The following is a 24,809-nucleotide window of genomic DNA, read 5'->3' on the forward strand; positions in this document are numbered from 1 at the left end:
GTCAAGGTACGGCTGCGCCGCGCAGGCCGGCAGGTAGCCGCACGCCAGCCCGGAAAGCAGCACCGAGAGCTTGGCGTCGAGCGTCGGCACGCTGATGTGCCGCTGCCCGTCCACGAGCGGACGGGCCGGCGCAGCTTGTGCGGCGTCTTCCTGCGGCAGGCTGACTTCCACGAACTGGTGCTGCCACAGCACGGCGCAATCGATCGGCTCTTCGGCCGCCGCCAGCGGATGCCCGGGCGCGACGACGAAGACAGACCGCACGCTCCCGGCCGGCACGGAGAACAGGCCCTGGACCGCGGGCGGATCGCCCACGGCGCCAATCAGCAGGTCGACGCTGTCCGATGCCAGCGCCTTCCAGTTGTTGCCCAGCATCTCCTGCGAGAACAGCAGCCGGGTATAGCTGTTTTCGGCCTGGAATGCAGAGATGAACGGCAGCACCGCATCGAACGGCACCAGCGCGTCGGTGGCGATCCGGAGTTCGGATTCCCAGCCGGCTTCGGCGCGCCTGACGCGCTCCTCGAGGTCGTTCGCGGCGCGCAGCAGCCGGCGGCCTTCTTCGAGCAGGACTTCGCCCGCCGTGGTCAGGCTGACACGGTGCGCACTGCGGTCGAACACCGTGACGCCCAGGTCGCTTTCGAGTTTCTGCACGACATAGCTCAGCGAAGACGGGGCCTTATGCAGCTCCTTGCCGGCCAGTCCGAACGTGCCGCAGCGCGCAATGGACTCGACCACCTGAAGCGCATCAAGTGTAATTTTCATCTTTGGATTGATAGGTCAGTCTGTTCGACAAAATCATCAATCATTCATCGGAATGAAAGAATGATTTTTATAGTAACGCGACAATGAGCGCGCGAGGCATTCCGTAATTTAAGGAAGTCAGATTGGGAGCCTGCGCCCATATCAATCCGGTGTGTTGCGCCAGTCATTTCCCAGGGGGCGTGCCACGTCTTCGAGCGGCCGCCGTTCCGCATCGACCCCATAGCGCAAGGCCAGCAGCCCCGCGGCGATGACCAGCGCGGCCCCAAGGCCGTAGCCCGCCGCCACCGCACCGCGGCTGCCGCGTTCGATCAAGGCGCCGAGCAGTACCGGCGCGATGAAGCCGCCCATTCCCGTCCCCAGCGCATAGAAGATCGAAATCGCGAGCGCGCGCATTTCGAGGGGAAAGACTTCGCTCGCCGTCAGGTACGCGGAGCTGGCCGCTGCCGACGCCAGGAAGAACACCGCGGACCAGCACAGGGCCAGGCCGGTGGCATCGAGCCAGCCTTGCGTGAAGGCCCATCCGGTTGCCGCCAGGCCGAGGCCCGACAACACGTAGGTGGTGGCGATCATGCGGCGCCGGCCGACCTCGTCGAAGAGCGGGCCCAACAGCAGTGGCCCCGCCGCATTGCCGAGCGCGAACGGGAAGATGTAGAGCGCCACGCGGCCATCCGGCACGCCATAGAAGCGCGTGAGCACCAGCGCGTAGGTGAAGAAGATGGCGTTGTAGAAGAAGGCCTGCGCCAGCATCAGTGCGAGCGTGATCAGGCTGCGCTGCCGATAGCGCCGCATCAGCAGATGCATCACGTCGCGCACGGACGGGGAGGTGGATGCGTGGACCGGGTCGGAGCGTATGGCTGGTGCGAGTGGAGGGACCTGGCGCGTCGGGTACACCCGCGCCTCGATGTCGGCAATCACCTGCTCCGCATCGGCCAGCCGTCCATGCGTGGCCAGCCAGCGCGGGCTCTCCGGCACGTGCCGGCGCACCAGCATGATGGCGACGGCCAGCACCGCGCCCAGCGCGAAACACGCGCGCCAGCCCCACACCGGCCCGAGCACGCGCGGGTCAAGCAGCAACAGGCTCAGCCCGGCACCGAGCGCCGCGCCCAGCCAGAAGCTCCCGTTGATGGCCAGGTTGACGCGGCCGCGCACGCGCGCCGGAATCAGTTCGTCGATGGCGGAGTTGATGGCCGCATATTCGCCGCCGATGCCCAGGCCCGTGCAGAAGCGGCACAGCGCGAACACGGCGAAGCCCGATGAAAACGCCGTGGCCAGCGTCGCCGCCAGATAGACCAGCAGCGTGGCCAGGAACAGCCGCTTGCGGCCCAGGCGGTCCGCCATGCGGCCGAACACGAGCGCGCCGAGCACGGCGCCGCCGATATAAAGCGAACCTGTCCAGCCGACTTCGGTGGCGCTCAGTGCCAGCGTGTCGCGCCGTTCGAGCACGGCACCGACCGAGCCGACCAGCGTGACCTCGAGGCCATCGAGCACCCAAGCGATGCCAAGCGCCAGCACGACGCGCCAGTGCCAGCGCGACCAGGGCAGACGGTCGAGGCGCGCGGGGATGTTGTGCCGCGCGCCGTTCGGAAGAGAGTAGGGGTTGCCTCGCGTCGAAATATCAGCGTCCGAAGCCAGGCCCGCACGCACCCGTGCGTTGGCCGATGCGGTTCAGTATAGGCGTTCGGTGACGGGAGCTGCCTGGGGGAGCGGCTCAGCGGCAGCAACCCATGGCGCGCAACATCGAGTGGCCGTCGTTTGTCAGGCGAGGACTCTGCCGCTGGCCGTGCAGGATTTCCAGCCGGACGAGTTCCTTGTCGACCAGCGCGTGAAGGTCGACCGGATCAATCTGCCGGGAGTCGGTGGTATCGAGGGATTCGGCGCCGCCGCTGATGAGCAGCAGCGTAGCAAGTTCATGCGGGCTCAGCACGTTCGTCTCCTTGAATGAAGGGGGTCGCTTTGCTGGGACTGACGCGGCTGATAGCCGCGCGCTCGAGCCACGGAATTACGCAAGACACATGCCTGCGCCACACATCTGGTTTCGCCCGATGCTGCGATGCGTCAACGCGCTTCCGAGGACTAAGGCGTTTGACGGCGGGTCAGCGGCCCGGTTCCGCATAAGATCAACGTTCCGCGCTTGCCGCAGTTAAGCCGGGTGCACTACAACCAATAAGGCCGTTGCCGTCGCCTTGCCGCGATTACGGATAGCGTGTGGCACGTCCGCCGCATAGCGCGCCGTTTCACCATGCCGCAGTTTCTTTTCCTCTGCTCCCGCCTGCACCGACATGGCGCCGTTGAGCACCGAAAGGTGTTCCTGTGTGCCGTTTTCGTGCGCCTCCGATGCAAGCACGCCGCCGGCCTGGATCGTCAGCTCATACCATTCGAAACGCCCGGCCAGTTCGATCGGTCCGAGGATCTTCAGCTCGCAGTGCCCGTCAGGACTCTTGAGCGAGGGGATGGCGTGCGGTTGCACCAGCGCGATGCCGCCGACCGGGCGGCCGCCTGCATCGGCGGACAGGAGGTCGGCAAGATTGATGCCCAATGCGTTGGCCAGGCGCCAGAGCACCGCCACGGTCGGGTTGGTCAGGTTGCGTTCGATCTGCGACAGCATCGACTTGGACACGCCGGCGCGGCGCGACAGGTCGTCGAGCGAAAGCTGCTGGGCCTGGCGCAGCGCCTGCAGCGCGGCGCCGACGGCGGGCGGTCCATCGCCCTGCGGCTTCTGGGTAGGGGGTTGCGTCATGGCGAGTGGTTCGTTATATTGCACAAAACGTTCTTTATAACGAACGTGTTCGATTTATCGATCAGATCCTAGCATCGGGAGCCAAACCATGTCGAGTGCCGAGGCATTCTACGCATCCGTGCGTGCAGAGCTTGACGCCATCCGCCAGGCGGGGCTGTACAAGGAAGAGCGCGTCATTGCCACGCCGCAGGGCGCGCGCGTTCGCACCACCGATGGCCGCGAGGTCATCAACCTGTGCGCCAACAACTACCTTGGCTTGTCGTCCCATCCGCGCGTGATCGAGGCCGCGCACGAGGCGCTGCGCACGCACGGTTTCGGCCTGAGTTCGGTGCGCTTCATCTGCGGCACGCAGGACCTGCACAAGACGCTCGAAGCCCGGCTCGCCAGTTTCCTCGGCACCGAAGACACCATCCTCTACGGCTCGGCGTTCGATGCCAACGGCGGCCTGTTTGAAACCCTGCTGGGCGCGGAAGACGCGATCATCAGCGACGAACTCAACCATGCGTCCATCATCGACGGCATCCGCCTGAGCAAGGCCCGCCGCTACCGCTACAAGCACAACGACATGGACGACCTGCGTGCGCAGCTGGCGCAGGCGCAGGCCGACGGCGTGCGCCACAAGCTGGTGTTCACCGACGGGGTGTTCTCCATGGATGGCACCATTGCGCGCCTGGACAAGATGCGCACGCTCTGCGACGCGCATGGCGCGCTGCTCGGCATCGACGAATGCCATGCCACGGGTTTCCTCGGCGCGCGCGGGCGCGGCACGCATGAACTGCGCGGGCTGTTCGGCAAGATCGACATCATCACCGGCACGCTGGGCAAGGCGCTTGGCGGTGCGTCCGGCGGCTTTACCGGCGCGCGCAGGGAAGTGGTCGCGCTGCTGCGCCAACGCTCGCGGCCGTACCTGTTCTCGAACACGGTGGCGCCGGCCATCGTGGGCGCATCGATCGCGGTGCTCGACATCCTGGAAGGCAGCACGGAACTGCGCGACCGGCTGGAGCGCAACACCGCGTTCTTCCGCAAGGGGCTGGCCACGCTCGGCTTCGACGTGAAGCCGGGCGAGCACCCGATCATCCCGATCATGGTCTACGACGCGGCAAAAGCCCAGCAGCTCGCGCAGCGGCTGCTGGAGCTGGGCGTTTATGTGGTCGGGTTCTTCTATCCCGTGGTGCCCAAGGGCCAGGCGCGCATCCGCGTGCAGATGAGCGCGCTGCACGACGAAGCGGCGCTGCAGGCGGCGCTCGATGCGTTCGGCCAGGCCGGCCGTGAACTGGGGCTGGCCCGATGAGCGACGCGGCACCGAAAATCCTGATCGTCGGCGCCAACGGGCAGATCGGCTCCGAACTGGCGCTGGCACTGGCCGAGCGTTATGGAAGGACCAACGTCATCACGTCCGACGTGGTGCCGACCGGCCGCCATGTGCACCTGACGCACGAGATGCTGAACGCCACCGACCGCGGCGGGCTGGCGACCGTCGTCGAACGCCATGGCATCACGCAGATCTACCTGCTGGCCGCGGCGCTGTCGGCCACCGGCGAGAAGGCGCCGCAGTGGGCATGGAACCTCAACATGACCAGCCTGCTGAACGTGCTGGAGCACGCGCGGCAGTTCGGCATCGAGCGCGTGTTCTGGCCGAGTTCGATCGCCGCCTTCGGTCCGACCACGCCGCGCGAAAACACGCCGCAGAAGACCGTGATGGAGCCGACGACCGTGTACGGCATTTCCAAGCAGGCGGGCGAGGGCTGGTGCCGCTGGTACCACGACAATCATGGCGTGGACGTGCGCAGCCTGCGCTATCCGGGCCTGATCTCGCACAAGACCCCGCCCGGCGGCGGCACCACCGACTATGCCGTTGACATCTTCCATTCGGCGGTGAAGGGCGAGCCCTATACCTGCTTCCTGCGCGAAGACGAGCGGCTGCCGATGATGTACATGCCCGACGCCATCCGCGCGACCATTGAACTGATGGAGGCGCCGGCCGACAAGCTGACCGAGCGCGGCAGCTACAACGTTGCCGGCGTGAGCTTCACGCCGGCCGAGATTGCCGCGGCCATCCGCAAGGAAGTGCCGGGATTCGAGGTGCGGTACGAGCCGGATTACCGGCAGGCGATTGCGCAGGGCTGGCCGGACTCGATCGAGGATGCGGTGGCGCGGCGCGACTGGGGCTGGGCGCCGCAGTACGGGTTGGAGGAGATGGTTCGGGACATGCTGGAAAACCTGCGCCAGACCGTTGGCCTGGCGCATCCGTCCAACTAGCGGCGATCTACCCCAGCCATCCCCGGATCGACGATGCCATGACCTGCGACGAGATGCCATAACGGTCATGCAGCGTCGGCAACGCGCCGGCATCGAGGAACAGGTCGGGCAGGGCCACCTGGCGGAACGGCGGATGCACGCCGGCTTGCATCAGTGCCGTGGCGACGGCCTCGCCCAGGCCGCCGATGACAGTATGGTTCTCCGCCACCACGACCAGCCTGCCGGAGCGCCGCGCCTCGCGCACGATGGTTTCGGTATCCAGCGGCTTGATCGTCGGCACGTGCAGCACGGCCACTCCCACGCGATCGGCCTCCAGCGCCTTGGCAACTTCCAGCGCGCGCATGGTCATGATGCCCGACGAGATCACCAGCACATCGGCGCCATCGCGCAGCAGCTTGGCCTTGCCAAGTTCGAACTTGTAGTCGTACTCGTCCAGCACCACGGGCACGTTGCCACGCAGCAGCCGCGCGTACGCCGGGCCCGGATGGGCGGCGATGGCCGGCACCATCTGCTCGATGTCGAGCGCGTCGCACGGGTCGATCACCGTCATGTTCGGCATCGCGCGCATCAGCGCCAGGTCTTCCGCGGCCTGGTGGCTGGGACCGTAGCCGGTGGTAAGGCCGGGCAGCGCGCAGACGATCTTCACGTCGAGGTTGTCCTCGGCGATGGTCTGGTGCATGAAGTCATAGGCCCGGCGCGTGGCGAATACCGCGTAAGTCGTGACGAAAGGCTGCGCGCCTTCATGGGCGAAGCCCGCCGCGGCGCCCATCAGCAGCTGTTCGGCCATGCCCATCTGGTAGTAGCGCTCGGGCATGGACTGCGCCAGGATATGCAGGTCGGTGTACTTGCCCAGATCGGCGGTCATGCCGATCACGTTGGACTTCTGCCTGGCCAGTTCCACCAGCGCATGGCCGAACGGTGCCGGACGCGTTGCCTGTCCTTCGCCCGCGATCGAGGCAATCATTGCCGAGGTCTTCAGCTTCGGCTTGCCGTTGGTATTGCTGCTCATGCTTGTCTCCCGGCTTCCAGGGCCTGCAGGGCGAGTTGCCATTCGTGGGCATCGACCCGGATGAAGTGGTTCTTCTCGCGTTGTTCGAGGAACGGTACCCCGCAACCCATGCGGGTATCGCAGATGATCATGCGGGGCTGCGCACCCGGATGCTTGCGTGCGGCATCGAAGGCGGCTGCTACGGCGTCGATGTCGTTGCCGTCGACGCGCTGCGTGAACCAGCCGAAAGCCTGCAGCTTTTCGACCAGGGGCTCGAAGGCCATGACCTGGCTCGACGGGCCATCCGCCTGCTGGTTATTGACGTCGACGATGCCGATCAGGTTGTCGAGCTTCCAGTGGCTGGCCGACTGGATGCCCTCCCAGATCGCGCCCTCATCGAGTTCGCCATCGGAGAACAGGGTGTAAACGAAAGCCTGCGAGCCCTTGCGCTTGAGGCCCAGGCAGCGCCCGACCGCGATGGTCAGGCCCTGGCCCAGCGAACCGCCCGACATCTCCATGCCCGGCGTGTAGCTGGCCATGCCCGACATCGGCAGGCGGCTGTCGTCGCTGCCATATGTTTCCAGTTCTTCGATCGGCAGGATGCCGGCTTCGAGCAGTGCCGCGTACAGCGCGATGGCGTAGTGGCCATTCGACAGCAGGAAGCGGTCGCGGCCTTCCCATTCCGGGTCTTCCGGGCGGTAGCGCATGGCGCCGAAGTAGGCGACGGCGAGGACGTCGGCAATGTCGAGGGCCTGGCCGATGTAGCCCTGGCCCTGGACTTCGCCCATCAGCAAGGCGTTGCGCCGGATACGGTAGGCGCGTTCCTTTAGGGGAACGGCTACCTCGTTGAGTGCGTGATGCATGGTGTCTCCTTCGGATACAGGGATCAGGGAAAGAATGCGGTGCGCGAAGCCGGGTCAGCGGTTGACCGCCCGGGCGGGGACCAGGAAGACAAGCAGGGCGCCGGCCACGACGGTGGCCGAGATGAACACGAGGCCCGCCGTGGACTTCCCCGTGAGGTCATTCAGCCACCCCACGATCGCCGGCGAAAAGAAGCCGGCGAGGTTGGCCACGCAATTGACCGCCGCGATGCCCGCCGCTGCCGACATGCCGCCGAGCAGCGCGGTCGGCAATGCCCAGAACTGCGAGGACGAGGCCAGGATGCCGGCCGCCGCGACACACAGGCACAGCAGCGAAGCCCCGACACCGCCCAGGAACGGCAGGGTGGCAAAGCCGGCGGCGGACACCAGCATGGGCACAACCAGGTGCAGGCGACGTTCGCGGCGCCGGTCCGCGCTCATGCCGATCAGCGGCAGGGCCACGATGGCGCACAGGTAGGGCAGGGCGGTGAAGACGCCCACCCACAAGGGGTCGGCCACGCCTGATTTGCGGATGATCGTCGGCAGCCAGAAGGTCAGGCCGTACTGCCCGAGCACCACGCAGAAGTAGATTGCCGCCATCAGCCAGAGCCGGCGGTCGGCCAGGAAGTCGCCGATCGAGAGATGAACGTGCTTGTGGGCGTTGTCGCCTTCGATATTGCGCTCCAGCAGTGCCTTCTCCGCCTCGGTCAGCCACTTGGCGCTGCGGATGCCGTTGTCCAGGTAGAACAGGATGGCGACGCCCAGCACCAGCGACGGTACGGCTTCGATCAGGAACAGCCATTTCCATCCGGCCAGGCCGCTGGCGCCGTGGAATGCATGCAGGATGTAGCCGGAAAGCGGGCCGCCCACGATGCCGGCCAGCGGGATGGCCATGAAGAACATCGACAGGGCCTTGGCGCGCCGCTCGGACGGGAACCAGTAGGTCATGTACAGGATCACGCCGGGGGCGAATCCGGCCTCGGCCACGCCAAGCAGGAAGCGCAGGATATAGAACTGCGTTGGTGTGCTGACGAAGGCGAAGCACGCGGAGATGACCGCCCAGGTCAGCATGATGCGCGCCAGCCATTTCTTGGCGCCGACCTTGTGAAGGATGACATTGCTGGGCACTTCGAAGATGAAGTAGCCAAGGAAGAAGATGCCGGCGCCGAGGCCGTAGATGGTTTCGCTGAAGTGCAGGTCGCTCAGCATCTGCAGCTTGGCGAAGCCGACATTGACCCGGTCCAGGTAGGCCCCGAGGTAGCACAGCATCAGGAAGGGAATCAGCCGGCGGACCACCCTGGCGTAGGTGCGCGACTCGAAGGTGGCCGCATCGGCGTGCGGCGTCGCCTCGCCTGCGAGCGGCGACGTTGCGTACTTGGTCTTCATTGTTGTCTCCTGCCGTGGGCTCCGGATGGTTACGGAAGCACGGGCGTCTGAACGGAGCCGCCTCTGCGGGCGGTCTCCATAGGTCGTTAGTGGATCAGCATGCCGCCGTTGACGTCCAGCGTGATGCCGGTAAGGTAGGCCGACAGGTCGCTGAGCAGGAACAGGCAGGCGTTGGCCACGTCGCCGGCATCGCCAAGGCGGCCCAGCGGAATGCCCTTGATGATGTCCGCGCGCATCTCGGTGGTCAGTTTGTCGCCGGTGATGTCGGTCTGGATCAGGCCCGGGGTGATGGAATTCACACGGATGCTGTCGCCGCCGAACTCGCGTGCCATGGCGCGTGCCAGGCCCAGCACGCCGGCCTTGGCGGCGCTGTAGTGCGGGCCGCCAAAGATGCCGCCGCCGCGCTGCGCGGACACCGACGACATGCAGACGATGCTGCCGCCTTGCTGCTCCTTCATCTGCGGCAGCACGGCTTGCGACATGTACAGCGTGCCGCGCAGGTTCACATCCACCACGGCGTCGAAGTTGGCCGGCCCGATGTCCAGCGTGCGCAGCGGCTGGGTGATGCCAGCGTTGTTCACCAGGCCGTCAATGCGGCCATACCGCTCCACCACGGCCAGTGCGGCCCGCTCGCAGGCGGCCTTGTCGGTCACGTCGCAGGCCAGCCCCAGATGGCGCGCGCCAAGTTCCTCAGCGGCGGCCCGGGCGTCTTCCGGGCGCAAGTCCAGAATCACCACATTCGCGCCCTGGGCGGCTAGCGCGCGGGCGGTGGCCTTGCCGATGCCACGCGGGGACGCGGCCCCGGTGACGACGATGACTTTGTTTTCGACCAGCATTTCCTGTCTCCTGACGTTTGAAATGATGGATCGAGTGTGGGCGACGCCCGGTTGAGGATCAACGCGGTCTGCCTCAACTATGGCTGAGAAATTTTCAGTTGTCGGAGGTTCCTGCGCTCAGCCGGCGTGGCCTGCGGTGCGCACGAGGGTAGCCGGCCAACTGGCGTGGCCGCGCCCTCACACGCTGCTGGCGGCGAGTTCCCGGTCCATCCAGGACAGGAAGCGGGCCACGCGCGGCAGGTCCGCGTTTTGTGCCGGGTAAACGACGTGATGGCCGCCGACTTCCACCGCATGGGAGTCGCCCAGCACGGGCACCAGGCGGCCGGAGCGGATCAGGACGGAGGCCAGCAGCGTGCTTTCCAGGGCGATGCCGAGACCCAGCGCGGCGGTTTCGAGCGACATGTAACTGCGGTCGAACGAGAAGTCGAAGTTCTTGCGCGCATGGTTGATGCCGGCGCGGGCGAACCATTGCTGCCATTGGACCAGAGGTGTCTCAGAGCAGATCAGACGCTGGCCGGGCAAGTCTTCCGGGCTATGGATCTCGTGCTGGCCGAGATAAGCTGGCGAGGCCAGCGGCATGATGGACTCCGGGCGCAGCGTCTTGACCTGCAGGTCGCGCCAGTGGGCGTAGCCGTAGCGGATATCGACATCGTAGAAGCCGCTCGTGAACGAGACGTCTTCGTAGGAGCACGAGAGGTTCAGGCGGATATCGCCATGCTCGCCCTGGAACGAGGCCAGCCGCGGCAACAGCCACATCAGCCCGAAGCTGGGGCTCGAATGGACCCGCAGTATCTCTACGTCGGGCTGGCTCGACGCCCGTTCCGTCGCGCGGTTCAGGTCAGCCAGCGCGCCCGTGACCTCGCGCAGGTATTGTTCGCCCACCGGCGTCAGCACCAGTCCCCGTCCCTGCCGGAAGAACAGCGGACGGCCGATGACCGCTTCGAGATTGCTGATCTGGTGGCTCACGGCCGAGGCCGTCAATCCCAGTTCCTCGGAGGCACGGCTGACGCTCTTGGTTCTTGCAACGCTCTCAAAGGCGATGACCGCCTTCATCGGTGGAATTCGCATACGCGCAATACAGAGCCCGTTGTGGGCGCCAGGGTGGCAAAAGATGGGGGAATTCTACTTCCGCGTCTCGGCCCGGTGCTGGCGACCGCCCGCTCAGCGCTCGGCCGGCTGCGTGCCGCCGATCACGACGCGTACATCGCCAGCACCGGGCCGCACCGGTCCGGCCTGGCCGACGAGGTCACCCGCCTGCGGCGTCGCATTGCCGCTTGCCGAGATGCGCGCCTCCACCATGACCTGCTGCTGTCCCGACAGCTTGCGTTCCGGCGTTAGCGCCTGCGAATCGTCGAGCGTGAATTGCAGGGGCAGGTCGCGCACGGTCCGGCGCAGCACGGCGAGCGGCATGCGCAGACCTTCCACCGCGCGAGCGTAGAGACGGCTGTCCGGCGCGCAAGCCGAAGCGGAAGAGGTCGTCATCAGGCATTGTGCAATGCGGAATAAAAAAGGGCGGCTGACCTTGCGCATCAATGAGCTTGCAAAACAGCGCTTTACCGCGACGGGAGATGTTGCGCCAGCCAGGCCGATCCCAATACCGCGGCAATAGCCCAGAGCGTCACGATCACCCGCGCTGCAACGCGACTGACGGGGCGCTCGCTGGTCGCTGCTGCCGTGGCGCGATGCTGACGCATCACCTCAATCGGGATAAGCCGCATTGCCAGCGACAAGGCGAGAGGCACCAGCACCACGTCCTCGACATAGCCAAGCACGGGAACGAAATCGGGAATCAGGTCAATGGGCGACAAGGCATAGGCGGCGATCAGCGAGGCTAGCGCTTTCGCATACCATGGCGTGCGGGGATCTTGCGCGGCCAACCATACGGCATGCGCCTCATCTCTTACTGTGCGAGCCCAACGCCGGGACCGTGCGGCCAAATGAGGCAGCAGGTCGCCGCGCCATAAGTGCAGACGGACATCGTCCAGCACTGGCACTGCCGCGAGGGCGAGCAGCAGCATCGCCAAAGCAAGCGTGGCGCTGAACCCGATGTGCTTGAATCCTATGGCGCCAATGACGCCTCCAGCGAAGAACAGGGTGACCAGCGTGATAAGCACTCGTAGTTTGTGCCGATTGGCGAGCACTGGTGGTTTGCTCGAGTTGTCCCTGGACAGGTTCCAATAAAAGAGCTTGCCCAGTTCGATACCGATGTCCGTGACCATGCCGGTCACGTGCGTGGTGCGGATCTCGGCATTCGACAACTTGGTGACCAGAGCATTTTGCAGGCCCATGATGAAGCAGAGCACCATGGCCGTTGCCGGCACGAATAGCCATTCGTGGCGCTCGAGATTGCTTCCAAGCAGGCCGAAACACACCAGCAGCGCGGCTTCCAGCATGAGTGGCAACGCATATTCGCTGTGCAGGTTTTCGCGGCGGCCCCAGTTGACCAGAACTGCCGAGCAAGCGGCGCCCGCCAGGAATGACAGGATGGCCCCCAGGCCATCCAGCATCAGCCAAAAGCTGCCCAGTGCCAGGTTGTCGGCCATGGCGGAGACGATGCCGGACATGTGCGAGGTGTATTGATGCACGGCCAGAAAGCCCCCGGCATTGGTCGCTCCGGCAACAAAGGTGAGGTAACAAGCCAGTTGCCGATTGCTTCCGGGGCTGCGCTCCTTTCCGGTTAGCTTACGCAGGTGCGGGATGGGCATGGCTGGGCTGATCAGAAGCTTGCGTGGGGTCTCGTCAATACTGAATCGGGTGCCTCGGCGGCTTGGGCCAGGAGGCGCGATCCGACGCAACGCGCTCGCCGCGTTTGAGCCGGCGGGCGGCCGCGGTCAGGTTCAGCGGATGCGCGGTTTGCAGGACGCGCGCACGTGCCAGCAGTGCATCCAGCGAGGGCAGCTTGTTTTGTCCTTTCCAGGCGAACAACGTGTAGTTGGCACTGTCTTCAGCAAGGGAAAGCGACATGGACTTGCCGAATGCGGTACCGACCTCCTCCAGATAAAGCGGTATGTCGGGATCGGTCTCGAGAAAATTCGCGACCAGCACACCGTTATCGGCGAGGCGTGCGTGGCAGGCGGCATAGAAGTCCGCGGTGCCAAGCTGTTCCGGCATGCCGTCGGCCAGGAATCCGTCCACCAGGATGACGTCCGGACGTGCATTCTGGTTTGCTACATACTCGGCGCCATCCGCGCAAACCACCTCGAGCCGTTCGTCGTCCGGCGGGATTTGGAACTGCTCGCGCAAGGCGATCACCGCCGGATTGATCTCAATCGCCACCACTTTGGTGCTGGCGAGATGCCGGTAGCAGTATTTGGCAAGTGAACCGCCGCCCAAGCCGATCATCGAGATTCTCGCGGGAGTCGGGTGCAATAACAGAAATGCCATCATCGTCCGGGTGTAACCCAGCACCAGCTTGTCGGGATCCTTGCGCGACATGAAGCTTTGGGTGGCCAGTGCGTCGAAATGCAGCGACAGCGCGTGCCGGGTTTCCAACACCTGGGGCGTACCGTCGTTGGTCGACTCGGACAGGAATTTCAGGTAGGCCTCGAATGAGGAGCGGTCCGCGTGCATCTTGTCGGTGCCCATCAGAGAGACTTGGGAAGCATCTTCCCCCTCAACAATGCGGCGATGGTAACGAGGGCAGCCGCCTCGTCCGGTCCGGTCGCCTGGATGAGTATGTGCGAGCCGGCGCGGGCCGACAGCCGCATGACCTCCATGACGTCCTTGGCATTTGCGACCCAGGCGCCGCTCGTGAGCAGGATGTCACACTCGAATTGACTGGCCACGAAAGCCAACCGCGCGGAATTCCTTCCCTGAAATGCGTCCCTCGCAGGGGGTTCGATCGTCACTTCTACCACTGACCCCTCATCAAGAAATAGTGCACCTCGAGTCCTCATCTGAACCGGCGTGCGCGTGGCCGCAGCAGGGGGATGCACAGGTGCTTCGTAGTTGCATACGATGATAATAAGATTATCATCGTATGATACTCCAAAAAGCGTGGAATCCAAGGCGGCACGCCCGACCATACTGATAGACCTGGTGGGGAAGAAGGCCGGCCAGGGGACCGGCACAATGTGCCGTGTCTTTCCCCTTGAGTCTTACGGAATCAGCCCGCGGGCGCGCCCGATCGCAACCGCCTCGGTGCGGTTCTGCGCCCCAAGCTTGGTGTTGATCTTGCGCAGGTGGGACTTGACCGTCAGTTCGGACAGGAACAGCCGCTCGGCGATGGCGCGGTTGCGCAGCCCCGCCGACAACATTTGAAGGACTTCCAGTTCGCGCGCCGTGAGGCTGTCCGACAGGCCGGCCACCAGCGCGGGTTCGGTGTCGTGATTGGCGCAAGCGCCTGCCAGCTTGCCGAGCAATCGCGCGACGAACGAAGGCGCGATGCCTAGGGCCGCCGCTTGCGCCTGGTGTGCCGAAGCCCACGTGCGCACGAGCGCAGCGACGCCGTCGCCTTCATCGAGGAACGTGCGCAGGAAGCCTTCATGGCTCGCCAGGCGCAGCGCTTCGGTGATTTCCTGCAGCGCCTCCTCTCGCCGCGCCAGGCCGTCCAGCGCCGCGGCGCGCAGGATGCGCAGCTTGATCAGGCGCCAGTAACGCTGGTGCGCGGTCGCGCAAGCAATGGCAGGGTCCAGCGCGGCGAGTGCCCGGGCATGCTGTCCCTGCGCAATCTCCAGCCGGCGCCGCGCGATCGACGGACGATCGATGTCGCTGGCGTGGCCGGCGGTATCAAGCGCTTCCCAGCCGCCATAGAGATCGACGGCGCGCAGCGCCTGCTCGGCGGCCTCGAGCCGGCCCTCCAGCGTGGCCACGCGGGCCCGCTCCAGCCAGGCGGAGCACACCGAACGCTCGGCGTTGACCTGCTGGCCCAGTTGCTCCAGCTCGGCCAGCACGCGCAGCCACTGCTCCTTGTCGCCACGCAGCAGCGCCAGCCGCGCGCTGAGCACGTGGCAGCCGATGACCGAGTCGGGCGGCCCGTTGGCCTTGGTGTAAGGGAGTGCGTCGGCCAGCAGCCGGGCCATCTCGTCGAGCGCGTCGTTTTCGTACAGGGCCAGCGCCCATGAGGTGTCGATGGCGGGCTTGTCACCGGTGATATCGCCGCGCGCGTCATCCCACGTGCGCGTGGATGCGGTGTGGAAGCGCGCCAGTGCATTGCCCAGGCGGCCCTGTACCAGGTCGATGATGCCCTCGAGGCAATCGGCGATGCTGCGCATGAATACCGAGCGCTCATTGGCGCCCCGCTGGATCGCGCGCGACAGCACGCTGCGCGCATCGTCGTAGCGGTGCGTGCAGATCTGGCTGTATGCGAGCGAATTGGCCAGGATGCAGTACTGGAACAGGTCATCGGGTCCGAGCCGGTTAATCTGGACCATGCTGGCCTGGCGGCAGGCTTCCACCTGGTCGGTCATCACCAGCAGTACGCAGCGGATGGTTTCGGCCTCCACGGCGAGCCGCTGGCTGCAGGGGCTGGCGTCGAGCTCGGCCTGGATCGATTCGACGGCCTGCAGGGCTTCGGGATAGCGCCGGTTGAGCAGCAGCGCCCATGCACGCGCGAGCCGCACGCGCGGATAGGGGGCCAGCGCCTCGGGGTGGATCTGGTCCAGCCATCGCACCAGCAGCCGCACGCGGCCCCCGGCCAGCAGCGTATCGGCCTGGCGCGCGATCTCGGGCAACGCCTCGTCGTGCAGGCCGGCCTGGAGCAGATGGTCCACTGCCGGCACGGGGCGGTTCTGTTCCAGGTACCAGCGTGCCGCCGCGCGGTGCAGTGCGGTGGCGCGGCCCGGCTGCTGCAGTTCCAGCCGGTGCTGCAGGAAGCTGGCGAAGAGCGGGTGATAGCGATACCAGGTCCGGTCGCCATCGAGCGGGAACAGCAGAAGGTTGGCGCGCTCGAGATAGTCGATCATCGCGCGGCTGTCCTGCCGGCCCGTCACCACGTCGCAGAGCGGCGCGCTGAGCTGGCCCAGCACGCTGGTTTCCAGCAGGAAGGTCCGGCAAGCCTCGCCCTGCTGCGCCAGGATGTCCTCGGCCAGGTACTCGGCCAGTTCAAGGTTGGTGCCCGAGAACGAGGCCACGAAAGCGCCGTGGTCCGTGCGGGTCTGCAGCGACAGCGTGGCCAGGTAGATCGCGGTGGCCCAGCCTTCTGTGCAGCGATGCAGCGTGGCGATCTCGTTGTCGCGCAACGGCAGGCGGCAGCGCTCGCGGATCAGGGCGGTGGCTTCTTCCAGCGTGAAGCGCAGTTGCGCCGGGTGGATCTCGAGCAGGTGCCCGCGCGCGCGGATGCGCCCCAGGCCGATCTCGGGGGTCACGCGCGACGCGATCACCAGCGTCCCGCACGGCGGCATGGCCTCGACGAGTTGCTGGATGAAATTGAGGACCGAGGCGCTTTGCACGGCCTCGAAGTCGTCGAGCAGGATGCTGAAGGGCAGCACGGCGCCCGCCACCTGTTCGATGATGCGGTGCGCCAGCCACGGGCCGGCGGGCTCGCTTGCGGGCGCGGCGGGGCGCGCGGCCTTGCGCCGTCCATGCAGGGCCTGCAGGCCGGCGTCCAGGTGGACCAGGAAACGCTGCAGGTCATTGTCGCCGCTATCCACGCGCAGCCACGCCGTGCCGCGCTGGCGTGCCGCGCATTGGGCCGCGTACTGCTGCATCAGCGTGGTCTTGCCGAAGCCGGCGGCCGCGCGGATCAGGATCAGGCGCGCGGCGCTGGCGTCGAGCATCCCCTGCACCAGCTGCGGCCGCGCGAGCGTCGTCGGCCCACTGGCCGGCGGCACCAGCTTGGAGGCCACGAGTCCCGGCAGGCCGGATTCACTGAGGGTGCCGGTCGAGGCGGGGTGGGCGGGCAAGGGAATCTCCTCTACTCCTGTGGGCATGGCTGATCGACGCCGTGATCTCGCACATTTGTGCTCAATCATACGCATTTTGATGCGCCGGGCTCAGGAAAAGCGCGATTGTTCCACGGTGGCGTACGCCTGTCGTAGTTCCTTTGGACGATTTGGCGGCCGGCGGGATTTTCCTCCCTTCGGCGGACGACAGCCGGCCAGGCGGCTCCTAAAGTGGCCCACTACAGCGGGGCGCTACGTCCGCCCGCGCGCCGCGCGCCACCGTATCACCGGAGACTTCGTAGTATGTACCTGACCCAGGGCCTGCACCGCTGCCTGCAGCAAACGCCCGAACGCACCGCCACCGTTTTCCGCAACCGCCGCCAGACCTTTCGCCAGCTTGGCGGCCGCGTCGCGCGCCTGGCCGGCGCGCTGCGCCAGCTCGGCATGGCGCCCGGGGACCGCGTCAGCATGCTGGCGCTGAATTCCGACCGCTACATCGAATACATGCTGTCCGTATGGTGGGGCGGCGGCGTCCTCAATCCCGTCAATACCCGCTGGAGTGTGCCCGAGATCGTCTATTCGCTGGACGACTGCGACACCGGCATCCTGATCGTCGACGACCATTTCCTGCCGATGGTGGCGGGCATTGTGGCCGGCGCACGCCGCAAGCCGCTGCTGATCCACGCCGGCGACGGCCCGGCGCCCGACGGCATGCTGTCGTACGAGCAACTGGTGGCCAGCGCCACGCCGGTCGACGACGCGCTGCGCGGCGGGGAAGACCTCGCCGCCATCATGTACACCGGCGGTACCACGGGCAAGCCCAAGGGCGTGATGCAGTCGCACATGAACCTGTGGGCGTCGGCGATTTCTCGCATGGCGCAGTATCCGTGCCCCGAAGACACCATCACGCTGCACGCCTGCCCGCTGTTCCATACGGCGGCCATGGCCAAGGCTGTGACGCTGTTCATCGCAGGCGCCACGCACGCGCTGATCCCGGCCTTCGATGCCAGGGAAGTGCTGGAAACCATGGTGAGCGAGAAGGTCAACGAGATCCTGCTGGTGCCGACCATGCTGCAGGCGGTGTTGTCCCATCCGGACTTCGCGAGCCATGACCTGAGCGGCCTGCAGCGCATCAACTACGGCGCCTCGCCGATCAGCGCCGGCCTGCTGGACGCGGCGCTGGCCGCGCTGCCGCAGGTGCAGTTCTATCACGCCTACGGCCTGACCGAAGCTGCCCCGGTGGTCTCCGTGAATCCGCCCGCCAACCATGGCCCGGAAGGCCGCGCCAGCGGCCTGTACCGCTCGGCCGGCCGTCCCGGCTACGGCGTCACCGTGAAGATCGTCGACGAGCAGGGCGTTGAAGTCCCGCGCAACGCCGTGGGCGAAATCGTGGTGCGCGGCCCCAACGTCATGCAGGGCTACTGGAACAAGCCAGGCGAGACCGCCGACACGCTGCGTGGCGGCTGGCTGCACACCGGCGACGGCGCCTACATGGATGAAAACGGCTACCTGTTCATCGTCGACCGCCTCAAGGACATGATCGTCAGCGGCGGCGAGAACATCTATTCCGCGGAAGTCGAGAACGTGCTCTCGCGCCATCCGGCGGTGGCGTCGTGTGCCGTGATCGGCGTGCCCGATACGCGTTGGGGCGAGGCCGTGCACGCCGTGGTCGTGCTCAAGCCCGGCACCCAGGTGGATGAAGCCGGCCTGCGCGAGCATTGCCGCCAGTTCATTGCCGGCTACAAGTGCCCGAAGAGCATCGAGTTCCGCGGCGAGATGCCGCTGTCCGCAGCCGGCAAGATCCTCAAGCGCGACCTGCGCTCGCCGTACTGGCAAGACAACACCCGGCAAGTCAACTGAAGCGGCTGCCTCCTTTATCTCAGCAGGAAATCGATATGAGCAACAACGTGGTAGTGGCCGGCGTCGGCATGATTCCCTTCACCAAGCCGGGCGCCAGCGATGACTATGGCGTGATGGGCGCCAACGCCGCCAAGGCAGCGCTGGCCGACGCGGGTATCGACTACGCGCTGGTCGAGCAGGCTTACGCAGGCTATGTGTTCGGCGATTCCACGTCCGGCCAGGCCGCGATCTATGGCGTCGGCCTGACGGGTATCCCGGTCATCAACGTCAACAACAACTGCGCCACCGGCTCGACCGCGCTGTTCCTGGCGCGCCAGGCGGTGGAAAGCGGCGCGGTCGAATGCGCGATCGCGGTCGGCTTCGAGCAGATGGTGCCGGGCGCGCTCAAGGGTGCCTATACCGACCGCCCGGGCCCGATGGCGCGCTTCGCCAAGACCATGGCGCAGGTCCAGGGCTTCGACGAGCAGGCGCCGCGCGCGGCCCAGTTCTTCGGCGGCGCCGGGCGCGCGTACATGAAGGAATACGGCATCCGCCCCGACACCTTCGCGCGCATCTCGGTCAAGGCACGCCAGCACGCCGCGCGCAACCCGTTCGCGGTGTTCCGCAACACGGTGACGCTCGATGAGGTGATGGCAGCGCCGACCGTGTTCGATCCGCTCACGCGCCTGCAGTGCTGCCCGCCGACCTGTGGCGCGGCCGCCGCCATCCTGTGCTCGGAGTCGTTCGCGCGCAAGCATGGCCTGGACACCCGCGTAAAGATCGCCGCGCAGGCCATGACGACGGACCGCAACAGCACCTTCGACGAAGGCGACATGCGCAAGGTGGTGGGCTACGACATGACCGCAGCCGCGGCGAACGCCGTCTATGAGAAGGCCGGCGTGTCGCCCGCGGACATCGACGTGGTCGAACTGCATGACTGCTTCACGGCCAACGAGCTGATCACGTATGAAGGCCTTGGCCTGACGCCGGTGGGCACGGCCGAGAAGTTCATCGTCGACGGCGACAACACCTACGGCGGCCGCGTGGTGACCAATCCGTCCGGCGGCCTGCTGTCCAAGGGCCACCCGCTCGGCGCCACCGGTCTTGCGCAGTGTGCCGAGCTGGTCTGGCAATTGCGCGGCAAGGCTGGCGAACGCCAGGTCGACGGCGCGCGACTGGCGCTGCAGCACAACCTCGGCCTCGGCGGCGCCTGCGTGGTGACGCTGTACGAACGCCAGCAGTAAGCGGCAGGGGAGCGAGCAATGATCGACAAGATGCATATCGGCGCACTGATCTCGCGCCACGCCGTCGACGTGGAGGCCGGTCGCCTGCGCTTCTTCGCCAAGGCGACGGGCCAGGCCGACGCGCGCTACACCGACCTGGCCGCGGCCGAGGCCGCGGGCTATCCGGGCTTGCCGGTGCCGCCGACGTTCCTGTTCTGCCTGGAAATGGAGTCGCCCAATCCGCGCGCGATGATCGAGCGCCTGAACATCGACATCGGCAAGGTCCTGCACGGCCAGCAGCACTTCGAGTATCACCGCATGGCCTATGCGGGGGAGCGCCTGACCTTCGAGACCCGCGTCGCCGATATCTACGCCAAGAAGGGCGGCGCGCTGGAGTTCGTGGTGCGTGAAACCCGCGTGACCGATGCCAAGGGCGACCCGGTCGCCGACCTGCGCAGCACCATCGTCGTGCGCAACAGCTAAGGAGACAGTCATGCAGACCCTCCGGTTTGATGAGATCGCGGTCGGCTCGGAACTGCCGTCCTTCACCGCGCCGCCGCTGACCCGGCTCACGCTGGCGCTGTATGCGGGCGCTTCGGGCGACCACAACGCCATCCACGTCGATATCGACTTCGCGCGCCAGGCCGGCATGCCAGACGTCTTTGCACACGGCATGCTCTCGATGGCCTACCTCGGGCGCCTGCTTACCAGCTGGGTGCCGCAGCAGGCCATCCGCAGCTTCTCGGTGCGCTTTGCGGCCATCACGCACGTGGGCGACGAGATCGCCTGCACGGGCACGGTCGTCGAGAAGGATGAGGCCACGCGCACGGTGCGCGTGGCACTGCAGACCCGCAACCAGGCGGGCGAAACGAAGCTGTCGGGCGATGCACTGATCGCCCGCGCCGCCTGACGCGGCACCGCATTGCCGGGACATTCAACAGATCAGCAAAGGAGCATAGGGAAATGAGCAAGCTTGTCGACAAGGTCGCCATTGTTTCGGGTTCAGGCCGCGGTATCGGCCGCGAGATCGCGCTGAAACTCGCCAGCGAAGGCGCGGCCGTGGTCATCAACGACCTCGACGCCGAACCGGCGCAGGCCGTGGTGCAGGAAATCGTCGCCGCCGGCGGCAAGGCCGTGGCGTGCGTGGGCAGCGTCACCGAAGCCGACTTCGGCACCCGCTTCGTCGGTACCGCGCTGCAGACCTTCGGGCGGCTGGACATCATCGTCAACAACGCCGGCTATACGTGGGACAACGTGATCCAGAAGATGACCGACGAGCAGTGGTCGGCCATCATGGACGTGCACGTGACCGCGCCGTTCCGCATCCTGCGCGCCGCCGCCGACTACTTCCGCGAAGCCGCGAAGAAGGAAGCCGAGGCCGGCCAGGAAGTGTTCCGCAAGGTGGTCAACATCTCGTCGGTCTCGGGCGTGATGGGCAACGCCGGCCAGGCCAACTACTCGGCTGGCAAGGCCGCCATCAACGGCCTGACCAAGGCGCTTGCCAAGGAGTGGGGCCGCTGCAAGGTCAACGTCAACAGCGTGGCCTTCGGCCTGATCAAGACCCGCCTGACCGAAGCCACCGCCGGCTCGGACAATACTTCGACGCTGAATATCGGCGGCAACGAGATCAAGGTCGGCGTGAACCCGCAACTGATGAAGAACATCGAAGCGATGATTCCGCTCGGCCGTGGCGGCACCCCGGTCGAGGCGGCCGGTTCGGTGTACCTGCTCTGCATTCCGGAATCCAACTACATCACCGGCCAGGTCCTGATCTGCGGCGGCGGCCGTCCCTGACCGGGGAGGAGCGACATCATGGCATTCAACCAAAGACCCTGGATCACCGATGACCTGGCCATGTTCCAGGATGGCATCCGCAAGTTCATCGAGCGCGAGCTGGTCCCGCACGAAGACCGCTGGTGGAAGCAGCAACACGTGGACCGCGAGATCTGGCGCAAGGCCGGCGAGATGGGCATGCTGTGCGCGAGCATTCCCGAGGAATACGGCGGTGGCGGCGGCAACTTCGCGCATGAGGCCATCATCACGCTGGAGCAGTCGCGCGCCGGCGTGAGCAGCCTGGGCACCAACGTCCACAGTGGCATCGTTGCGCACTACATCCTGCGCTACGGCACCGAAGCGCAGAAACGCCACTGGCTGCCGAAGATGGCCAGCGGCGAGATGGTCGCGGCCATTGCCATGTCGGAGCCCGGCGCGGGCTCGGACCTCAAGAGCATCAAGGCCCGCGCGCAGCGCGACGGCGACCACTACGTCCTGAATGGATCGAAGACCTTCATCACCAACGGCTTCCTGGCCGACCTGATCCTGGTGGTCTGCAAGACCGATCCGGACAAGGGCGCCAAGGGTGTGTCGATCGTGGTGGTGGAGACCGAGAACCTGCCCGGTTTCCGCCGCGGACGCATCCTCGAAAAAATCGGTCAGAAGGGGCAGGACACCGCCGAGCTGTTCTTCGACGACGTCCGCGTGCCGTGCGCGAACCTGCTGGGCACGGAAGAAGGCAAGGGCTTCTACCAGCTCATGCAGCAACTGCCGCAGGAACGCATGATCATCGCGCTGGGGGCGCTGTCGGCCATGGAGCGCGCGGTGGAGCTGACGACCGAGTACGTGCGCGAACGCAAGGTCTTCGGCGCCACGCTGCTCGATATGCAGAACACGCGCTTCAAGCTGGCCGAGTGCAAGACCAAGGCCGTGATCGCCGGTGCTTTTGTCGACGACTGCATGGCCAAGGTCCTGCGCGAAGAACTCGATGCGGAGACCGCGGCCATGGCCAAGTGGTGGGGTACGCAGACCAGCTGCGAGATCATCGACGAATGCCTGCAGCTGCATGGCGGCTACGGTTACATGATGGAGTACCCGATTGCCCGCATGTACGTGAATGCCCGCGTGAGCAAGATCTTCGGCGGTTCAAACGAGATCATGAAAGAGATCATCGCGCGCACGCTCTGAGGCCAGCGGTATGCAGGACCGCGGCTGCATGACCAGGTCCGACAGAGGCCGGCTGCCGCCGCAGCGCAGTCAGTCGAACCCGTGCCGTCCGGCACGCGAAAGCACAAAGACAATGTGGAGACAGCAAGATGCAGCAGCAAAGGCGCAAGGTTTTGCAGCAGTTGGGACTCGGGCTGGCGGGCGCAACGCTCGGAGGATTCGGCCTGAGTGCGCGCGCACAGGCGAATGGGGCGGCCTATCCGTCGCGCGCGGTGCGCGTGGTGTATCCCTACCAGGCCGGCGGCACCGGCGACGTGGTCGCGCGGCAGATTGCCGAAGGCCTCGCCAAGGCCTGGGGCAAGCCGGTCATCGTCGATAACCGGCCCGGCGCCGGCGGCATGATCGGCGCGGACATGGTGGCCAAGGCCGAGCCCGATGGCCACACGCAGCTGCTGACGCTGACCGGCATGGTGCAGGCGCCCAGCCTGTACAGCAAGGCAACGTACAACCCGGTGCGTGATTTCGCGCCCATTTCGGAACTGGGCACGTCGAACCTCGCGCTGGTGGTGCAGCCGTCGCTGGGCGTGAGCAGCGTCAAGCAGCTCATCGACTACATAGGCAAGCAGGGCAAGCCGCTTGCGTATGGTTCGTATGGACTGGGTTCAAGCGGCCATCTGTACATGGAGATCTTCGCGCGCAACACCAAGGTCGAGCTCACGCACGTGCCCTACAAGGGCGAGGCGCCATTGATCAACGACCTGCTCGGCGGACAGCTTCCCGCCGGCATGATCGCGGCGGTGAGCGCGCGCCAGCATGCCGCCGCCGGCAAGCTGCGCGTACTGGCCGTGGCCGGCGCGGCGCGCTCGCCGCTGCTGCCCGATGCGCCGACGTTCGCCGAAGCCGGCGTGCGCGGCCTTGAGCGTCAGGGATGGGTCGGCATGTTCGCCCCTGCGGCGACGCCGCGCGCTATCGTGGAGAAGGTCTCCGCGGACGTCAACCGAACGCTGGCCAACCCGGATTTCCGGGCGCGCATGGTGGATCTGGGCATCGTACTCAAGGGCAGCACGCCCGCAGCCTTTGCCGACGTCGTCAAGGCCGAGCAGATCTACTGGGCGGAAGCCATCCGCGCTTCGGACATCCGCCTGGACTGATACGCGCCGGCATGCCACAGAACCGGCCACGGCGCGGCGCGCTCGCACCGTGGCCCTCGCTATCTTATCGAGGAGACAACATGAGCAACAGCAACGCAGCGGTCCAATTGAAGGACGTATCGGCAGAGGCCACGTCCGTGGGCTACCACGGCTTCACCGTGACCCGGATGACGCCCACGATCGGCGTCGAGGTTGGCGACATCGACCTGCGCGAGCGGCTGGACGACGCAACCCTGACGTCGCTGCGCCAGGCGCTGGTGCGCCACAAGGTGCTGTTTTTCCGCGACCAGGACATCACGCCGGCACAGCACGTGGCGCTTGCGCGCCGCTTTGGCGAACTCGAGGTGCATCCCGTGTTCCCGCATCACGCGGACCATCCGGAACTGGTGCTGCTGGGCGGCACCAAGGACATGCGCGGGCGCGAGAACATCTACCACTCCGACGTATCGTGGCGCGAGGTGCCGTCGATGGCATCGATGCTGCGATGCGTGGAATGCCCGGAGTCCGGTGGCGACACCATCTGGGTCGACATGGCACGCGCCTATGCGGCGCTGCCCGACGCGGTCAAGGAACGGATCGAAGGTCTCTACGCTGTGCACGACATCATGCCCGGCTTCGGCGCGCGCATGACGCCCGAGGAGCGCGAGATCAACCGCAAGAAATTCCCGGCCGTCACCCACCCGGTCGTGCGCACGCACCCGGAGAGCGGTGAAAAGATCCTCTATGTCAATGAAGGCTTCGTCACGCACCTCGCCAACTTCGGCGAGAAGGCCCAGTTCCGCGTGGGCTTCGATTTCCGCTATGGCGAGCTGGACCTGCTGCAATACCTGTTCCGCCAGGCCGCGGTCCCCGAGTACCAGGTGCGCCTGAAGTGGCAGCCCAACACCATCGCGTTCTGGGACAACCGCTCGACGCAGCATTACGCCGTGCAGGACTATTTCCCGGCGGTGCGCCGCATGATGCGCGCCACCATCATCGGCGACAAACCTTTCTGAAGCGCCCCCACTTTC

Annotated in this window: 23 protein-coding genes and 1 pseudogene; 10 read left to right on the forward strand and 14 right to left on the reverse strand. The window is 66.1% G+C overall.

Annotated features, from left to right (window positions below; genetic code table 11):
• Positions 1 to 12: 12 nt before the first annotated feature.
• The 4 genes and pseudogenes from ACIGJC_RS17960 to ACIGJC_RS17975 all read right to left on the reverse strand — a co-directional run.
• Positions 13 to 759, reverse strand: a pseudogene (locus ACIGJC_RS17960) (LysR substrate-binding domain-containing protein); the annotation flags it as partial.
• 141 nt (positions 760 to 900) lie between these two features.
• Complete coding sequence (locus ACIGJC_RS17965; RefSeq protein ID WP_483714461.1) at positions 901 to 2,373, reverse strand: MFS transporter; 1,473 nt, start codon at positions 2,371 to 2,373, stop codon at positions 901 to 903.
• Between the two features lie 94 nt (positions 2,374 to 2,467).
• Positions 2,468 to 2,683 (reverse strand): hypothetical protein, encoded by a 216-nt coding sequence (locus ACIGJC_RS17970; RefSeq protein ID WP_483713415.1) that lies wholly within the window; start codon positions 2,681 to 2,683, stop codon positions 2,468 to 2,470.
• 216 nt (positions 2,684 to 2,899) lie between these two features.
• Positions 2,900 to 3,496, reverse strand: coding sequence for a helix-turn-helix domain-containing protein (locus ACIGJC_RS17975; RefSeq protein WP_483713417.1), 597 nt, complete (start codon positions 3,494 to 3,496; stop codon positions 2,900 to 2,902).
• Positions 3,497 to 3,584: 88 nt separating this feature from the next.
• Between ACIGJC_RS17975 and kbl the strand changes: the two genes are divergently transcribed.
• On the forward strand, positions 3,585 to 4,787 hold the full coding sequence (gene kbl, locus ACIGJC_RS17980; RefSeq protein ID WP_483713419.1) for a glycine C-acetyltransferase: 1,203 nt from the start codon (positions 3,585 to 3,587) through the stop codon (positions 4,785 to 4,787).
• Complete coding sequence (locus tag ACIGJC_RS17985) at positions 4,784 to 5,755, forward strand: L-threonine 3-dehydrogenase (protein ID WP_483713420.1); 972 nt, start codon at positions 4,784 to 4,786, stop codon at positions 5,753 to 5,755. The genes kbl and ACIGJC_RS17985 overlap by 4 nt, the downstream gene beginning before the upstream one ends.
• Before the next feature lie 7 nt (positions 5,756 to 5,762).
• On the opposite strand, the gene ACIGJC_RS17990 is transcribed toward ACIGJC_RS17985, so the two are convergent.
• The 10 genes from ACIGJC_RS17990 to ACIGJC_RS18035 form a co-directional block, all read right to left on the reverse strand.
• Positions 5,763 to 6,764, reverse strand: coding sequence for a transketolase family protein (locus ACIGJC_RS17990; protein WP_483713422.1), 1,002 nt, complete (start codon positions 6,762 to 6,764; stop codon positions 5,763 to 5,765).
• Positions 6,761 to 7,606, reverse strand: a complete 846-nt coding sequence (locus ACIGJC_RS17995) for a transketolase (RefSeq protein WP_483713424.1) — start codon at positions 7,604 to 7,606, stop codon at positions 6,761 to 6,763. The genes ACIGJC_RS17990 and ACIGJC_RS17995 overlap by 4 nt, the downstream gene beginning before the upstream one ends.
• Before the next feature lie 54 nt (positions 7,607 to 7,660).
• Positions 7,661 to 8,989: an MFS transporter gene (locus tag ACIGJC_RS18000; protein ID WP_483713425.1), complete on the reverse strand. Its 1,329-nt coding sequence runs from the start codon at positions 8,987 to 8,989 to the stop codon at positions 7,661 to 7,663.
• 86 nt (positions 8,990 to 9,075) lie between these two features.
• Positions 9,076 to 9,825, reverse strand: coding sequence for an SDR family NAD(P)-dependent oxidoreductase (locus ACIGJC_RS18005; RefSeq protein WP_483713426.1), 750 nt, complete (start codon positions 9,823 to 9,825; stop codon positions 9,076 to 9,078).
• Positions 9,826 to 10,002: 177 nt separating this feature from the next.
• Positions 10,003 to 10,893 carry a LysR substrate-binding domain-containing protein gene (locus tag ACIGJC_RS18010; protein WP_483713427.1) on the reverse strand — a complete coding sequence of 297 codons (891 nt, stop codon included), beginning with the start codon at positions 10,891 to 10,893 and terminating at the stop codon, positions 10,003 to 10,005.
• Positions 10,894 to 10,986: 93 nt separating this feature from the next.
• Positions 10,987 to 11,307 carry a c-type cytochrome biogenesis protein CcmI/CycH gene (locus ACIGJC_RS18015; RefSeq protein WP_483713429.1) on the reverse strand — a complete coding sequence of 107 codons (321 nt, stop codon included), beginning with the start codon at positions 11,305 to 11,307 and terminating at the stop codon, positions 10,987 to 10,989.
• 71 nt (positions 11,308 to 11,378) lie between these two features.
• Complete coding sequence (locus ACIGJC_RS18020) at positions 11,379 to 12,530, reverse strand: DUF1275 domain-containing transporter (protein ID WP_483713430.1); 1,152 nt, start codon at positions 12,528 to 12,530, stop codon at positions 11,379 to 11,381.
• A 34-nt stretch (positions 12,531 to 12,564) separates the two neighbouring features.
• Positions 12,565 to 13,395: a fused MFS/spermidine synthase gene (locus ACIGJC_RS18025; RefSeq protein ID WP_483714462.1), complete on the reverse strand. Its 831-nt coding sequence runs from the start codon at positions 13,393 to 13,395 to the stop codon at positions 12,565 to 12,567.
• A 14-nt stretch (positions 13,396 to 13,409) separates the two neighbouring features.
• Positions 13,410 to 13,832: an HPr family phosphocarrier protein gene (locus ACIGJC_RS18030; protein ID WP_483713431.1), complete on the reverse strand. Its 423-nt coding sequence runs from the start codon at positions 13,830 to 13,832 to the stop codon at positions 13,410 to 13,412.
• 90 nt (positions 13,833 to 13,922) lie between these two features.
• Complete coding sequence (locus ACIGJC_RS18035) at positions 13,923 to 16,667, reverse strand: winged helix-turn-helix domain-containing protein (RefSeq protein WP_483713432.1); 2,745 nt, start codon at positions 16,665 to 16,667, stop codon at positions 13,923 to 13,925.
• A 282-nt stretch (positions 16,668 to 16,949) separates the two neighbouring features.
• On the opposite strand from ACIGJC_RS18035, the gene ACIGJC_RS18040 reads away from it, so the two are divergent.
• The 8 genes from ACIGJC_RS18040 to ACIGJC_RS18075 all read left to right on the forward strand — a co-directional run bounded on the left by ACIGJC_RS18040 (position 16,950) and on the right by ACIGJC_RS18075 (position 24,794).
• Positions 16,950 to 18,506: a long-chain-fatty-acid--CoA ligase gene (locus tag ACIGJC_RS18040; protein WP_483713433.1), complete on the forward strand. Its 1,557-nt coding sequence runs from the start codon at positions 16,950 to 16,952 to the stop codon at positions 18,504 to 18,506.
• Between the two features lie 35 nt (positions 18,507 to 18,541).
• Positions 18,542 to 19,729 (forward strand): lipid-transfer protein, encoded by a 1,188-nt coding sequence (locus tag ACIGJC_RS18045; protein ID WP_483713434.1) that lies wholly within the window; start codon positions 18,542 to 18,544, stop codon positions 19,727 to 19,729.
• An 18-nt stretch (positions 19,730 to 19,747) separates the two neighbouring features.
• Entirely contained in the window at positions 19,748 to 20,191 is a 444-nt protein-coding gene (locus ACIGJC_RS18050; RefSeq protein ID WP_483713435.1) for a MaoC family dehydratase N-terminal domain-containing protein, read from the forward strand.
• 10 nt (positions 20,192 to 20,201) lie between these two features.
• The gene (locus ACIGJC_RS18055) at positions 20,202 to 20,618 is read left to right on the forward strand and encodes a MaoC family dehydratase (RefSeq protein WP_483713436.1); all 417 of its coding nucleotides are present in this window, start codon (positions 20,202 to 20,204) and stop codon (positions 20,616 to 20,618) included.
• 53 nt (positions 20,619 to 20,671) lie between these two features.
• The gene (locus tag ACIGJC_RS18060) at positions 20,672 to 21,502 is read left to right on the forward strand and encodes an SDR family NAD(P)-dependent oxidoreductase (protein ID WP_483713438.1); all 831 of its coding nucleotides are present in this window, start codon (positions 20,672 to 20,674) and stop codon (positions 21,500 to 21,502) included.
• Positions 21,503 to 21,520: 18 nt separating this feature from the next.
• The gene (locus tag ACIGJC_RS18065; RefSeq protein WP_483713439.1) at positions 21,521 to 22,669 is read left to right on the forward strand and encodes an acyl-CoA dehydrogenase family protein; all 1,149 of its coding nucleotides are present in this window, start codon (positions 21,521 to 21,523) and stop codon (positions 22,667 to 22,669) included.
• Between the two features lie 128 nt (positions 22,670 to 22,797).
• Positions 22,798 to 23,799 (forward strand): Bug family tripartite tricarboxylate transporter substrate binding protein, encoded by a 1,002-nt coding sequence (locus ACIGJC_RS18070; RefSeq protein ID WP_483713440.1) that lies wholly within the window; start codon positions 22,798 to 22,800, stop codon positions 23,797 to 23,799.
• Between the two features lie 80 nt (positions 23,800 to 23,879).
• Positions 23,880 to 24,794, forward strand: a complete 915-nt coding sequence (locus ACIGJC_RS18075) for a TauD/TfdA dioxygenase family protein (protein WP_483713441.1) — start codon at positions 23,880 to 23,882, stop codon at positions 24,792 to 24,794.
• The last annotated feature ends 15 nt before the right edge of the window (positions 24,795 to 24,809 follow it).

It is taken from the genome of Cupriavidus sp. C3SS-1 (assembly GCF_057073755.1).

Coding starts and splice junctions, on each gene's coding strand:
- ACIGJC_RS18060 (WP_483713438.1), top strand. CDS start 20,672: ATGAGCAAGCTTGTCGACAAGGTCGCCATTGTTTCGGGTTCAGGCCGC.
- ACIGJC_RS18010 (WP_483713427.1), bottom strand. CDS start 10,893: ATGCGAATTCCACCGATGAAGGCGGTCATCGCCTTTGAGAGCGTTGCA.
- ACIGJC_RS17985 (WP_483713420.1), top strand. CDS start 4,784: ATGAGCGACGCGGCACCGAAAATCCTGATCGTCGGCGCCAACGGGCAG.
- ACIGJC_RS18040 (WP_483713433.1), top strand. CDS start 16,950: ATGTACCTGACCCAGGGCCTGCACCGCTGCCTGCAGCAAACGCCCGAA.
- ACIGJC_RS18055 (WP_483713436.1), top strand. CDS start 20,202: ATGCAGACCCTCCGGTTTGATGAGATCGCGGTCGGCTCGGAACTGCCG.
- kbl (WP_483713419.1), top strand. CDS start 3,585: ATGTCGAGTGCCGAGGCATTCTACGCATCCGTGCGTGCAGAGCTTGAC.
- ACIGJC_RS17995 (WP_483713424.1), bottom strand. CDS start 7,606: ATGCATCACGCACTCAACGAGGTAGCCGTTCCCCTAAAGGAACGCGCC.
- ACIGJC_RS17990 (WP_483713422.1), bottom strand. CDS start 6,764: ATGAGCAGCAATACCAACGGCAAGCCGAAGCTGAAGACCTCGGCAATG.
- ACIGJC_RS18075 (WP_483713441.1), top strand. CDS start 23,880: ATGAGCAACAGCAACGCAGCGGTCCAATTGAAGGACGTATCGGCAGAG.
- ACIGJC_RS18000 (WP_483713425.1), bottom strand. CDS start 8,989: ATGAAGACCAAGTACGCAACGTCGCCGCTCGCAGGCGAGGCGACGCCG.
- ACIGJC_RS18050 (WP_483713435.1), top strand. CDS start 19,748: ATGATCGACAAGATGCATATCGGCGCACTGATCTCGCGCCACGCCGTC.
- ACIGJC_RS18015 (WP_483713429.1), bottom strand. CDS start 11,307: ATGACGACCTCTTCCGCTTCGGCTTGCGCGCCGGACAGCCGTCTCTAC.
- ACIGJC_RS18070 (WP_483713440.1), top strand. CDS start 22,798: ATGCAGCAGCAAAGGCGCAAGGTTTTGCAGCAGTTGGGACTCGGGCTG.
- ACIGJC_RS17975 (WP_483713417.1), bottom strand. CDS start 3,496: ATGACGCAACCCCCTACCCAGAAGCCGCAGGGCGATGGACCGCCCGCC.
- ACIGJC_RS18065 (WP_483713439.1), top strand. CDS start 21,521: ATGGCATTCAACCAAAGACCCTGGATCACCGATGACCTGGCCATGTTC.
- ACIGJC_RS18025 (WP_483714462.1), bottom strand. CDS start 13,395: ATGCACGCGGACCGCTCCTCATTCGAGGCCTACCTGAAATTCCTGTCC.
- ACIGJC_RS18020 (WP_483713430.1), bottom strand. CDS start 12,530: ATGCCCATCCCGCACCTGCGTAAGCTAACCGGAAAGGAGCGCAGCCCC.
- ACIGJC_RS18005 (WP_483713426.1), bottom strand. CDS start 9,825: ATGCTGGTCGAAAACAAAGTCATCGTCGTCACCGGGGCCGCGTCCCCG.
- ACIGJC_RS18045 (WP_483713434.1), top strand. CDS start 18,542: ATGAGCAACAACGTGGTAGTGGCCGGCGTCGGCATGATTCCCTTCACC.